Below are 12,227 nucleotides of genomic sequence, written 5' to 3' on the forward strand. Positions count from 1 at the left end.
CCCTTGAAATAACCATTTGGTTACTTATACTGGCGGCGACTCAAAACACGACCAATTTACGGAGACATCACCATGGACATGGCATCCTCGCTTCTCGCGCTGCCTGAAACGCCACGACAGTTCGGACATTATGTGGATGGTGCCTATGTTCCGTCCGGTGACCGAGACGTCTTCACACGCAACTCTCCGGGTCACGATACCGCTGTGACCCGGATTTCCAAATGCACCAAGGACGATCTGAACGGTGCTGTAGCCTCGGCCCGCGCCGCATTTGAAGATCGTCGCTGGGCAGGGCTTAGCGGCGCAGACCGCGCAGCCGTTCTGTTGAAAACCGCAGAAATCCTGCGCGAACGCACCGAAGAAATCGCGTATTGGGAAACGTTGGAAAACGGCAAACCCATCGCTCAGGCTCGTGCCGAAGTACAAGGCTGCGTTGGCATGTTCGAATATGCCAGCGGCCTCGCCCGTTCGCTGCATGGCGACAGCTTTAACAACATGGGTGACGGCGCATTTGCCGTGGCCACCCGCGAACCGGTTGGTGTCGTCGGCGTCATTACACCGTGGAACTTCCCGTTCCTGATCCTATGTGAACGCGTCCCTTATATCCTTGCCTCTGGCAATACGATGGTCGCTAAACCTTCTGAAGTCACGTCAGCCACCACGCTGTTGCTGGCAGAAATCATGACCCAAGCCGGACTGCCCGATGGCGTGTTCAACGTGGTCACAGGTGCTGGTTCAACCCTTGGTCAGGCGATGATTGAACATATGGACATTGACATGCTGTCCTTTACCGGCTCCACCGGCGTGGGCCGCGCGGTAGTCGAAGCAGCTGGGAAATCTAACTTCAAAAAGCTCGGGCTCGAGCTAGGTGGCAAGAATCCACAAGTGGTATTTGCTGACGCAGATCTCGAAGATGCGGCCGACGGAGTCGCCTTTGGCATCGCTTTCAACACTGGCCAATGCTGTGTCTCCGGCTCTCGCCTGATCGTGGAACGCTCGGTCGCAGACAAATTTGCTCAAATGGTATCTGACAAACTGCAAAAGGCTGTTGTTGGCGATCCGTTGGACGAAAACACCCAGTTGGGCGCCATCACCACGGACGCCCAGAACCGAACTATCATGGGTTACATCAACAAGGGCAAAGAAGAAGGTGCAACCTTGGTGTCCGGTGGCGAACAACTTGATTTCGGACATGGTCAGTACATCGCCCCAACGGTCTTTAGCAACGTCACACCTGACATGGCCATCGCGCGCGAAGAAATCTTTGGTCCTGTCCTAACCGTCCTTCCGTTTGACACCGTCGAGGAAGCCATAACCATGGCCAATGACACCGAATACGGTCTCGCGGCCAGCGTCTGGACCAAGAATATAGACAAAGCCCTGATGATCAGCCGCCGTGTTCAGGCTGGGCGTTTTTGGGTCAACACAACCCTTGCTGGTGGGCCAGAACTGCCAATTGGCGGTATGAAACAGTCTGGATGGGGACGTGAGGCTGGTGTTTACGGCGTTGAAGAATACACTCAGGTCAAATCCGTCTTTATCGAGATGGGCAAACGCGACCACTGGATAAAATAATGGCACCACGCGGATACGACTATATCATTGTTGGGGGCGGTTCGGCGGGATGTGTGCTTGCCAATCGTCTCAGCGAAAATACTTCAGCCCGCGTGCTCTTGCTTGAGGCGGGCGGCAAAGACAGCCACCCGCTAATCCATATGCCGGTTGGATTCGCCAAAATGACAACCGGGCCGCACACTTGGGGCTTTAATACCGTCCCACAAGTACATGCAAATAATAGAGAAATCCCTTACGCGCAGGCGCGAGTGATCGGCGGCGGCTCATCGATCAACGCCGAGGTCTTCACCCGCGGTGTACCTGCCGACTATGACCGTTGGGCCAATGAAGAAGGCTGCGAAGGCTGGTCATTTGAAGAGATCAAAAAATACTTTATCCGCTCTGAGGGTAACACAATTCTGTCAGGTGACTGGCACGGCACCGATGGTCCATTGGGTGTATCTAATCTTGGCAATCCGCAACCGATGACGCGCGCCTTTGTCCAGTCCTGTCAGGAGTTGGGCATTCCCTACAACCCCGACTTCAATGGCGAAGTTCAGGAAGGCAGCGGCGTCTATCAGACCACCATCAAGAACGCCAAACGGTGTTCTGCTGCCGTGGGATATCTGCGCCCGGTGATGAAGCGCACTAACCTGACCGTAGAAACCGGCTGTTTGGTCAACCGCATCACCTTCGAGGGCACTCGCGCCACCGGTGTGGAATATGTCCAAGGCAAAACCGTGCACACAGTGCGCGCCGACTCCGAGGTCATCGTGACATCTGGCGCTATTGGCACGCCCAAAATCATGATGCTCTCAGGCATTGGCCCGGCGGCGCATCTGCGCGAACACGGCATCGACGTGGTTCAGGATCTGCCCGGCGTGGGTGAAAACCTGAACGACCACTTCGGCGTCGACATTGTGGCTGAGCTGACCGGGCACTATAGCCTTGATAAATATAATAAACCGCATTGGGCGGTTTGGGCTGGCGCGCAATATTACCTGTTCGGCTCAGGCCCCGTGGCCTCGAATGTGGTCGAGGGTGGTGCCTTCTGGTACGCCGACAAATCCCAGAGTACACCTGATTTACAGTTTCACTTCCTCGCCGGGGCCGGCGCAGAGGCGGGCGTTCCCTCAGTTACCAAGGGGACATCGGGTATTACGCTCAATTCCTACACGCTGCGTCCCAAATCGCGCGGCACGGTGAAACTGCGTTCATCCGATCCGTCCGTCTTGCCGCTGGTGGACCCAAATTTCCTTGGCCATCCGGATGACATCAAAACCACGGTAGAGGGTGTAAAAATCAGCCGCGATATCTTTTCGCAGCACTCTTTGCAGAAATACGTCAAAGCCATCCGCTTTCCCGATGACTCAGTTAGAACCCAAGCCGAGTACGAGGATTACGCTCGTCAGTATGGCCGCACGTCCTATCACCCCAGTTGCACCTGTAAAATGGGTGTGGATGACATGGCCGTGGTCGACGCACAACTGCGTGTGCATGGGCTTGACGGGATACGCATCTGCGACAGCTCGACAATGCCCAGCTTAATTGGCTCAAACACCAATGCCCCCACTATCATGATTGCCGAAAAGGCGAGCGATATGATCCGGGGCAACCACTAAACCAAGAGACTACCTCCCCAACTAATAAGGGCGGCCCGAGAGCCGCCCTTTTTTTCGTTTGTTGGTTTGGATCAGTCCCACTCAGGTGCCCAAGGCACCAGATCGCTGCTCACAATCCGGTAACCGGTGTGTGTCAGTTTCTCGATGCGCGCCATATCCACGTTTGACAGGCTGAAATCCTTGATCTCAAAGTTGGCTCGGATGTTCTCCGGCTTGGTCGACATGGTGTTCAGGCTAACACCTTTTTGCAGGATCCAACGCAACACAACCTGTGCCGCCGATTTTCCATAGCCTTCGCCAATCTCGGCAAATTCAGGGTGTTTGAACACCTCGCCCCGCGCAACCGACGAATAAGACGAAAGCGGAATGCCCACCTCGTTTGCGCCGGCCAGCAGAACATCCTGGTTCAGCAGCGGGTGAAATTCCACCTGGTTTGTCACGATCGGCGTGTCAATGATTTTGACCGCATCGCGCATCATTTGAACTGTATAGTTCGACACACCTATATTGCGGGCCAATCCACGTGTGTAGCATTCCTCGAGCAACCGCAACGACGGCGCAATATCGCCGTCCACTGGTGGCCAATGCAAAAGCAGCGCGTCGACGTAATCTATACGCAGATCTTTGAGGCTCTGCTCAACTGACGCCAAAAATTTGTCTGGCGTAAAGTTGTCCGGATGTACCTTTGTCGTGATGCACAATTCTTCGCGCGCAATCTCTGTCGCGGCAAGTGAATCGCCAGTTTCTGCTTCATTCTCATACATTTGCGCTGTGTCAAATGCGCGATATCCAACCTCAGCCGCAGCTGCGATGGCGTCGCGCGCCACGTCCCCGGTCAACGGAAACGTGCCAAACGCGCGCTGATGTGTCTTTTGAAAATAGACGTTCATTCGAGACCTCCTTCCTAATTGATTGAGGCTTTGTAACCTTTTAGTTACTTATTGGGAAGCCCATCGTCCACATAATTTTCCCCATCGCAAGAATGCGCTTGATTCAGCGCGGTTTGGTTGTCATATTCTATATAACCATTTAGTTACTTTGACATTGAAATGTCATCGGAGGACGCCGTGAAAAAACAAAAAACAGCCGACGAAGCCGCCGCCTTGATCCCTGACAATGCGATGGTGGCAGTCAATTCCTCCAGCGGTTTATGCTGCCCAGATGCTATTTTGGCCGCATTAGGTAAGCGATTTGACACCACCGGTGCGCCCAACAACCTGACCACCATCCACCCGATTGCCGCCGGCGACTTTTTTGGCACTAAGGGCATTGATCATATTGCCAAACCCGGATGCCTGTCGCGTATCATCGGTGGCTCCTACCCGTCTGGCCCAACAAACGCAGCCCCCCCTCTGATCTGGCAAATGATCACCGCCAATCAGGTCGAAGCCTATAACGTTCCGTCTGGCATCATATTTGACATGCTACGCGAAGGCGCAGGACACCGACCGGGCGTGTTCACCAAGGTTGGTCTCGACACGTTTGTCGACCCGGACCAGCACGGCTGCGCGATGAACGACGTTGCTGCAACCAAACCCATTGTCCGCCACGAAACCTTCAACGGCGAAGACTGGTTGTTCTTCGACGCGCTGCAACCCGATGTGGCCATCATTCGCGCCACCACCGCCGACCAGCGCGGCAATCTGAGCTTTGAAAGCGAAGGCGCTTACCTTGGGGCCATGGAAATGGCACTTGCGGCGCACAACAACGGCGGTATCGTCATCGCCCAGGTGCGTCGCGTCGCGGCGAATGGTTCGATACGCCCGCATGACGTGCGTGTGCCAGGCATACTGGTCGACCACATCGTCGAAGCCCCGGACATGCTTCAGACCACCGCGACACCGTATGATCCGGCCATCTCGGGTGAACTAATCCGCCCGCTCGACAGTTTCAGCCTGATGGATTTTGGCGTCCCCAAGGTGATCGCCCGGCGCGTCGCACAAGAGCTGCATAAGGGTTGGGCCGTCAATATCGGCTTTGGTGTGTCCGCCAATGTCCCGCGCATCTATCTCGAAGAAGGCCATCATGGCGACGTGACGTGGGTCATTGAACAGGGCGCCGTGGGCGGGATCCCCCTACTCGACTTTAAGTTCGGTTGCTCCGCTAACGCCGAAGCCTTTGTCGCCTCGCCTCACCAGTTTTCCTATTTTCAGGCAGGTGGATTTGACTGCTCGTTGCTCTCGTTCCTTGAAATCGGTGCCGACGGCTCAGTCAACGTCTCCCGTCTTGCCGCTACACCGCATCGCACCGCAGGGGCCGGAGGGTTTGTTGACATCACCACCCGCGCCAAGCGTATTGTATTCTCGGGCACATTCAACGCAGGGGCCAAGATGCATATTGAGGACGGCAAACTGGTCATCGACCGCGAAGGCAAGATCGCCAAGATTGTACCCGAAGTTGATCACGTTTCTTTCTCTGGCAAACGCGCCGCCGCCGAGGGGCGCGAAGCGACATATGTGACAGAACGCTGTGTGCTTAAACTTACTCAGGGTGGCTTGATGGTCACCGAAATTGCACCGGGCATTGACCTTGAGAAGCACATTCTGTCTCAGGCCGGAACACCGCTTTTGGTGGCTGAAGAGCTCAAAACCATGGACGCGGCCCTGTTTCAGGCCGACGCCGCGTGTCTCTATCAATGACCGACACCTCGCGCATTGATCTGGAGATCGCTGACGGTATTGCCAGGCTGGTTCTGAACCGCCCGGAAAAGCTCAATGCGATGGATGCGGAAATGGTGGACGAGCTGATGCTGTGTTGTCGTCGAATTGAACGGTCCGAGGCACGCGTTGTTCTGCTCTCCGGTGCCGGCAAAGCCTTTTGTGCAGGGGGCGACATCGCGGCATGGTCTGACGAAACACCCGAAGATTTTGCTAATCATTGGGTTCGTGACGGCCACGTCGCCTTTGACGCGCTTGCCCGCTTGCTACAACCGGTGATCGCCGTGCTGGATGGACATGTTCTGGGCGGCGGGCTTGAACTTGCGGCTTGCGCAGATCTGCGTATTGCCGAAACCCAGATCAAGATCGGACAGCCCGAACCGGGCCTTGGCATCATCCCCGGATGGTCCGGCACCCAACGTGCCGTACGCCGCTTTGGCGCGCAACCAGTGCGTCGCATGTCAGTGCTGGGAGAGGTTTTCACCGCAACCGAAGCTCTCACGCTCGGGATTGTGGATCAGGTGGTCGAAACCGGCACCGCCATGGCCGCCGCAGAAGCTGCCGCTGCGCGCGTCATGGCACGCAGCCCACAGGCGACATTGCTGTCCAAACAAATGATCAATGCGGCCGAAGGCGAAGACCGCGAACGTGTGATCGAGGCTCTGGCCGGACAGATCGCGGCAGGTTCCGCCGACCTAAAAACCGGCCTCGCGGCCTTCAGAAACAAGACCAAACCGAAATTCTGACACAAAACCGCGTTAGCAATGCACCATCAACTTGTTGGTGCCCCGTTGCACGGTGTCCCCATTCTGGTCGGTGACGACAAAGCCCAACCGCAAGATCCCGCGGGCCGGATTTGACCGGCTCTCGATCTTTTCCAGTACAGTGATTTCGACCTCTAATACGTCGCCAATGAACACTGGCGCAGAAAACGTCCAGTCCCATCCCAGAGACGCAATCGCGTCAAACTGCGCCGGGGCCTGATTTTTCAAACCATCCACCAGCGACAACACTAATAACCCATGCGCAACGCGGCCCGGAAAGCCTTTGGCCCGCGCCGCGTCATCATCCATATGTATGGCAAAACGATCCCCGGACAGGTCGGCAAAGCGATCAATCGCTTCGCCTGTGACTGTCACCAAACCGGTCTGCACCCGATCCCCGACCTCGACCGCGGCAAACGAATACCGACCGGCATTCAGGTCTCGTCCCCTGCTCATTCCGGCGTTGGAGCGTCTTCGCGCAACAGACCTTTGGCCTTGAGGTCCGCCCAGAATTCAACAGGAATTGGATGGCTGAACCAGGCAAGGTTTTGCTCAAGCTGCTGCACGGTACGCGTACCAGCGATAAAGCTCGGGATTGCCGGATGTGCGACCACAAACTGCAACGCCGCCGCAGGCAGCGGCACGTTATATTCGGTACAGACCGCTTCGATCTTGCGGACCTTATCCATGATGTCATCCGGTGCAGGCGCGTAGTTGTATTTCGCACCTTCTTTGGCGCCAGTCGCCAGAATGCCCGAGTTGAAACCACCGCCAACAACAACTGCCGCCCCACGCTCTTCACACAACGGCAGGAACTCGTTCAGCGCATCCTGCTCAAGCAACGTGTATCGCCCGGCCAACAGGAAACAATCAAAGTCGCGCTGTTTCAGCGCCTCATGACAAACCTGCCACTCGTTCACACCAACGCCGATTGCTTTGACTAGCCCCTCATCGCGCAGTTTTTCCAACGCGCGCCAGGACCCGTCCATCGCCTGTTTGAATACTTCGGGCTGCTCATCGCCGCGGGTGAACACATCAATGTCGTGAATGAACGCAATATCGATGCTCTCGAGCGCCATCCGCTGAAGGCTGTCTTCAAACGCGCGCATTGTGCCATCATAGGTGTAATCAAATTCCAACTGGAACGGCGCCGCGTTGTTCCATGGTGCAAAATCAATGTCAGCGCGTCTCGCAGGCACCAAACGGCGACCAACCTTGGTCGAAAGAACCAGGTCATCCCGGTTCTTCCAGCGCAGGCTCTGGCCAGTGCGCAACTCGGACAATCCGTGCCCGTACATTGGCGCCGTATCATAATAACGCACCCCAGAATCCCAAGCGGTCTGAAACATCGCATCTGATGTTTCTTCGTCGATTTCGCGAAAAATATTCCCGACCGGGGCCGTGCCAAATGCAAAGGCCGAAACCTCCAGATCAACACGTCCAAATTTGCTTTTTGCACCGGGTTGCATAACGGCGTCCTCCATAAGTAACTAATCAGTTATTATTCGATATGCACGCGCGATTGCAAGCATTGAATTGGAATATCACCCTTGACGTCAATCCGTTTCACCGCCTAAAGTAACCAAACGGTTACTAAGGGAATCGCGATGTACCTGAACGAAACACACCACCAAGTGCGCGATATGGCGCGAGAATTTGCCAATGGCGTGATCCGCCCAATTGCTGAACAACTGGACCGGGACGAGTCGTTTCCGGCAGATATTTACGAGCAGATGGGCGCTCTGGGGCTGTTTGGAATTGGTGTCCCCGAATCCATGGGTGGACCAGGATTTGACACCGTGACCTATGCAATCGTCATGGAAGAATTGTCACGCGGCTATGCTTCAGTTGCTGATCAGTGCGGTCTGGTTGAACTCATCAGTACGCTACTCGTTCGTCACGGATCAGACGAACAGCGCGCCTCACTTCTCAGCGACGTAATGACAGCCAAAACCAAGGTGGCCTATTGCATCACAGAACCAGAGGCCGGCACCGACGTCTCTGGTATCCGCACAGAAGCGGTGCGTGATGGCAATGGTTGGGTGCTGAACGGTGGCAAAATCTGGATCCACAATGCGCCAGTGGCAGATGTGGGCTTTGTCCTGGCGCGCACCGATAGGGAAGCCGGCAATCGCGGCATGTCGATCTTTGTGGTTGATCTGCATGCAGACGGCGTAGAGCGCGGCCCCAAAGAGCACAAGATGGGTCAACGCGCCAGCCAAGTCGGTGCGCTCAACTTCACTGATGTAAAGCTACCGGCAGGCTCTATGCTTGGCGAAGAAAATCGCGGCTTCCATATGATGATGAGCGTTCTGGACAAGGGGCGTGTCGGAATTGCCTCTTTGGCGGTTGGCATCGGACAGGCCGGGCTCGAAGCAGCGGTCGACTATGCCCAGCAACGAAAGCAGTTTCGAAAACAGATTTCCGAGTTTCAGGGCGTACAATGGCTGCTTGCTGATATGGCAAAAGACATCGAGGCTGCCCGCCTTCTTGTCCACTCTGCCGCCGCGCAAATCGACGCCGGTCTGAATGCGACTAAGGCGTGTTCCATGGCCAAGTGCTTTGCCGGGGACATGGCCGTAGCGCGCACCGCTGATGCAGTTCAGGTATTTGGCGGCTCTGGATATATTCGCGGATTTGAAGTCGAACGCCTTTACCGCGACGCAAAGATCACTCAGATTTACGAGGGCACGAACCAGATACAGCGCATGATCATCGCGCGCGAACTCTTCAAACACGGAGCTGCCGCATGACGAAACAAGTCGCCCTTGTTACCGGTTCCAGTCGCGGGATCGGCCTCGGCGCCGCCCGCGCACTAGCGCGGTCGGGCTTTGCGGTTGCGATCAACAGCCCGTTTGATGACGATGAACTCACCGGCGCCGTCACATCGCTTTCCGCCGAGGGCATCGATGCTGTAGCCGCCCCATTTGACGTCACCGACCTTGCCGCCCATGACGCGGCCATGGACAAGATCGAAGCGGCGCTTGGCCCGCTCACAACACTGGTTAACAACGCCGGCGTTGGGGTGATGAGCCGGGGCGATCCGCTTGACGTGTCCGAGGAAAGCTGGGATCGCTGCCTAACCGTGAACACCAAGGCGATGTTCTTTCTGACACAGGCCTTTGCCAAACGCCTCATTGCACGCGACCGAGATACGTCGCTGTTTCACGCCATCGTCAATGTCACCTCGTCCAATGCCGTGGCCGTGGCGGTACCGCGCTCGGAATACTGCGCCTCCAAAGCTGCGGCCGCGATGGTTTCCAAAGCATGGGCTGCCCGTCTGGGTTCGGAAAACATTGCCGTATATGACGTACAGCCGGGCCTCATCGCGACCGAAATGACGGCGGCCGTGATCGAAAGCTACGAACAGCGCGCCAAAGACGGCCTCACACTTTTGCCTCGTGTCGGCACCCCCGAGGACATGGGCGAAATCATCGCCACACTGGCCGCAGGCAAACTCCCCTACACCACCGGACAGGCCATCTCAGCAGATGGCGGCCTACTGGTGCCTCGCTTCTAAAGGATCCGACATGAAAATCGCCCTTCCCGACACCTCTGGTGTGCTGTCTGACTATCACCTGACTGGCACGCCAATCCCGCCGACACCGCTTGGCGCAAACCCTGCACGAGTGGTTTTTTCAGCGGCCCACGTGGTTGCCGATCCATTCAGCGCAAACGACCCCACAGGTCGCGCATCGGTTGACTGGGGCAAGACGATGGAGTTCCGCGCCTATCTTAGCGATCTGGGTATCGGCATCGCCGAAGCCATGGACACGGCACAGCGTGGCATGGGCCTCGACTGGCCCGGCGCGCTAGAATTGATCACCCGCACCAAAACTGAATTCCCCGATGCGCTGGTTTTCAACGGTTGCGGTACAGACCAGCTTGATCCGTCAGACGCAACAAGCCTTGATGACGTCACTGCTGCCTATCTCGAACAGGTCGAAGCCATCCAAAAAGTTGGCGGCCGCATTATCTTTATGGCCAGCCGAGCACTCGCCAGATTGGCCACTTCGCCTGATGACTACATCAAAGTGTATGGCGAGGTACTGCAAGCCTGCGACCAACCCGTTATCCTGCACTGGCTTGGCGACATGTTTGACCCAGCGCTGTCCGGATACTGGGGCACCGACAGCTTTGATGCGGCCATGGAAACCACTCTCGCCATCATGTCGCAAAACGCGGACAAGGTAGATGGCATTAAGATTTCACTGCTCGACAAGGACAAAGAAATCCTTATGCGCCGCCGTATGCCAGAGGGCATCAAAATGTACACGGGCGACGATTTCAACTACCCCGAATTGATCGCGGGTGACGATCAGGGCTTCAGCCACGCGCTGCTGGGCATTTTCGACCCGCTCGCCGTGGCTGTGGGCAAGGCCGTGGGCCAGCTTGGCGCCGGGGACACCCAAGGGTTCCGAGACACGCTTGACCCGACAGTGCCGCTTGCCCGCCTGATCTTCCGCGCACCAACGCAATACTACAAAACCGGTGTTGTGTTCCTCGCGTGGCTCAACGGGTTTCAAGACCACTTCATTATGCTGAACGGCGCACAGGCCACCCGGCCACTGCCCTATTTTGTAGATTGCTTCAAACTGGCCGAGCAAAACGGCCTCTTGCGCGATCCCGACATGGCCGTGGATCGTATGCAGAAACTGCTTGGGGTATACGGGGTCTGATGCGCGATTTTTCCAACGATCATTCCGCGCTGGCGCTCAACACGGCAACGCTGGGTCATAACCTTGACGGGTTCGGCGCGGGCTGGTCGCCGGAACAGATCATCGATGCCTGCGCCGCACGTGGCATGGCCGGAATCGTGTTCTGGCGCCGCGAGATCGGCACCCGCGCGGTCGAGATCGGAGACCGTGTGCGCGCCGCTGGCATGGAGGTGGTCGGCCTGTGCCGCACACCTTTCCTTGTCGGCTCTGACGTGCCTTCCGACCTCATGGAGGATGCCCACGCCTCAATTGACATGGCAGCAGCGCTCGGCACCCCGGTCCTGACTATCGTCACCGGCGGAACTGAACCCGGCACCAAGGGTATAGCTGAAAGCAAAAAGATCCTCGCCGACCGCGTTGCCCTGCTGGCGCCTTACGCCGCCGAACGCGGTGTAAAACTGGCGCTCGAGCCTTTGAACCCGATGTTTGGCGGCAACCGCACCTGTATCTACACCGTTCAGGACGCACTCGACGTCTGTAACGCTGTAGACGCGCCCAATGTTGGCGTTGCGGTCGACGTCTATCATGTTTGGTGGGATCGCAATCTCGCCGCCAGCTGCACCGCCGCCGGAGAACGGATCTTTGGCTATCACATCTGCGATTGGCTGGAAAACACCACCCATATGCTGCTCGATCGCGGCATGATGGGCGATGGTGTCGCCGACCTGAAAGCCATCCGGGCCGCCGTCGAACACGCAGGGTACGCCGGCGCCTGCGAAGTCGAAATTTTCTCCGCACAAAACTGGTGGAAGAAAGATCCTAACGATGTGCTCGACACAATGGTCGAGCGTTTCCGCTCTGATTGTTAATATACCCCAAGGAGTTATCCGCCCATGAAGGTCTTGGTACCTGTCAAGCGCGTGATTGATTACAACGTGAAGGTTCGTGTTAAAGCGGACGGGAGCGGAGTTG

Annotated in this window: 11 protein-coding genes and 1 pseudogene; 9 read left to right on the forward strand and 3 right to left on the reverse strand. The window is 56.7% G+C overall.

The window, feature by feature from the left end:
* Window positions 1-72 precede the first annotated feature (72 nt).
* Window positions 73-1,575: an aldehyde dehydrogenase family protein gene (locus tag CLV88_RS20580; RefSeq protein ID WP_106610289.1), complete on the forward strand. Its 1,503-nt coding sequence runs from the start codon at window positions 73-75 to the stop codon at window positions 1,573-1,575.
* Window positions 1,575-3,176, forward strand: a complete 1,602-nt coding sequence (locus CLV88_RS20585; RefSeq protein ID WP_106610290.1) for a GMC family oxidoreductase — start codon at window positions 1,575-1,577, stop codon at window positions 3,174-3,176. Before CLV88_RS20580 ends, CLV88_RS20585 begins: the two co-directional genes overlap by 1 nt.
* A 71-nt stretch (window positions 3,177-3,247) precedes the next feature.
* Here the strand turns inward: CLV88_RS20585 and CLV88_RS20590 are convergent, their stop codons facing one another.
* Window positions 3,248-4,066 carry an aldo/keto reductase gene (locus CLV88_RS20590; RefSeq protein ID WP_106610291.1) on the reverse strand — a complete coding sequence of 273 codons (819 nt, stop codon included), beginning with the start codon at window positions 4,064-4,066 and terminating at the stop codon, window positions 3,248-3,250.
* Between the two features lie 177 nt (window positions 4,067-4,243).
* Here CLV88_RS20590 and CLV88_RS20595 point away from each other — a divergent pair, with 177 nt between their 5' ends.
* Together CLV88_RS20595 and CLV88_RS20600 are read left to right on the forward strand one after the other, a co-directional pair.
* The gene (locus CLV88_RS20595; RefSeq protein ID WP_106610303.1) at window positions 4,244-5,815 is read left to right on the forward strand and encodes an acyl CoA:acetate/3-ketoacid CoA transferase; all 1,572 of its coding nucleotides are present in this window, start codon (window positions 4,244-4,246) and stop codon (window positions 5,813-5,815) included.
* Window positions 5,812-6,579, forward strand: a complete 768-nt coding sequence (locus tag CLV88_RS20600; protein ID WP_106610292.1) for an enoyl-CoA hydratase/isomerase family protein — start codon at window positions 5,812-5,814, stop codon at window positions 6,577-6,579. Before CLV88_RS20595 ends, CLV88_RS20600 begins: the two co-directional genes overlap by 4 nt.
* 12 nt (window positions 6,580-6,591) lie before the next feature.
* Here the strand turns inward: CLV88_RS20600 and CLV88_RS20605 are convergent, their stop codons facing one another.
* Together CLV88_RS20605 and CLV88_RS20610 are read right to left on the reverse strand one after the other, a co-directional pair.
* On the reverse strand, window positions 6,592-7,053 hold the full coding sequence (locus CLV88_RS20605) for a MaoC family dehydratase (RefSeq protein ID WP_106610293.1): 462 nt from the start codon (window positions 7,051-7,053) through the stop codon (window positions 6,592-6,594).
* Window positions 7,050-8,066 carry an aldo/keto reductase gene (locus tag CLV88_RS20610; RefSeq protein ID WP_106610294.1) on the reverse strand — a complete coding sequence of 339 codons (1,017 nt, stop codon included), beginning with the start codon at window positions 8,064-8,066 and terminating at the stop codon, window positions 7,050-7,052. The genes CLV88_RS20605 and CLV88_RS20610 overlap by 4 nt, the downstream gene beginning before the upstream one ends.
* 138 nt (window positions 8,067-8,204) lie before the next feature.
* Here CLV88_RS20610 and CLV88_RS20615 point away from each other — a divergent pair, with 138 nt between their 5' ends.
* The 5 genes and pseudogenes from CLV88_RS20615 to CLV88_RS20635 form a co-directional block, all read left to right on the forward strand.
* Window positions 8,205-9,350, forward strand: coding sequence for an acyl-CoA dehydrogenase family protein (locus CLV88_RS20615; RefSeq protein WP_106610295.1), 1,146 nt, complete (start codon window positions 8,205-8,207; stop codon window positions 9,348-9,350).
* Entirely contained in the window at window positions 9,347-10,117 is a 771-nt protein-coding gene (locus CLV88_RS20620; RefSeq protein ID WP_106610296.1) for a 3-ketoacyl-ACP reductase, read from the forward strand. The genes CLV88_RS20615 and CLV88_RS20620 overlap by 4 nt, the downstream gene beginning before the upstream one ends.
* A gap of 10 nt (window positions 10,118-10,127) precedes the next feature.
* A complete protein-coding gene (locus tag CLV88_RS20625) occupies window positions 10,128-11,276 on the forward strand; it encodes a dihydrodipicolinate synthase family protein (RefSeq protein WP_106610297.1) in 1,149 nt (382 codons plus the stop codon).
* The gene (locus CLV88_RS20630; RefSeq protein WP_106610298.1) at window positions 11,276-12,124 is read left to right on the forward strand and encodes a sugar phosphate isomerase/epimerase family protein; all 849 of its coding nucleotides are present in this window, start codon (window positions 11,276-11,278) and stop codon (window positions 12,122-12,124) included. Before CLV88_RS20625 ends, CLV88_RS20630 begins: the two co-directional genes overlap by 1 nt.
* A gap of 24 nt (window positions 12,125-12,148) precedes the next feature.
* A pseudogene (locus CLV88_RS20635) lies at window positions 12,149-12,227 on the forward strand (electron transfer flavoprotein subunit beta/FixA family protein); the annotation flags it as partial.

Origin of the sequence: Shimia abyssi (genome assembly GCF_003014475.1) — a bacterium.
GTDB lineage: Bacteria > Pseudomonadota > Alphaproteobacteria > Rhodobacterales > Rhodobacteraceae > Shimia > Shimia abyssi.

What these genes read in the sequence shown, in the direction of transcription:
- CLV88_RS20605 (WP_106610293.1), bottom strand. Translation starts at nt 7,053, where the DNA reads ATGAGCAGGGGACGAGACCTGAATGCCGGTCGGTATTCGTTTGCCGCG.
- CLV88_RS20610 (WP_106610294.1), bottom strand. Translation starts at nt 8,066, where the DNA reads ATGCAACCCGGTGCAAAAAGCAAATTTGGACGTGTTGATCTGGAGGTT.
- CLV88_RS20585 (WP_106610290.1), top strand. Translation starts at nt 1,575, where the DNA reads ATGGCACCACGCGGATACGACTATATCATTGTTGGGGGCGGTTCGGCG.
- CLV88_RS20630 (WP_106610298.1), top strand. Translation starts at nt 11,276, where the DNA reads ATGCGCGATTTTTCCAACGATCATTCCGCGCTGGCGCTCAACACGGCA.
- CLV88_RS20625 (WP_106610297.1), top strand. Translation starts at nt 10,128, where the DNA reads ATGAAAATCGCCCTTCCCGACACCTCTGGTGTGCTGTCTGACTATCAC.
- CLV88_RS20600 (WP_106610292.1), top strand. Translation starts at nt 5,812, where the DNA reads ATGACCGACACCTCGCGCATTGATCTGGAGATCGCTGACGGTATTGCC.
- CLV88_RS20580 (WP_106610289.1), top strand. Translation starts at nt 73, where the DNA reads ATGGACATGGCATCCTCGCTTCTCGCGCTGCCTGAAACGCCACGACAG.
- CLV88_RS20620 (WP_106610296.1), top strand. Translation starts at nt 9,347, where the DNA reads ATGACGAAACAAGTCGCCCTTGTTACCGGTTCCAGTCGCGGGATCGGC.
- CLV88_RS20590 (WP_106610291.1), bottom strand. Translation starts at nt 4,066, where the DNA reads ATGAACGTCTATTTTCAAAAGACACATCAGCGCGCGTTTGGCACGTTT.
- CLV88_RS20615 (WP_106610295.1), top strand. Translation starts at nt 8,205, where the DNA reads ATGTACCTGAACGAAACACACCACCAAGTGCGCGATATGGCGCGAGAA.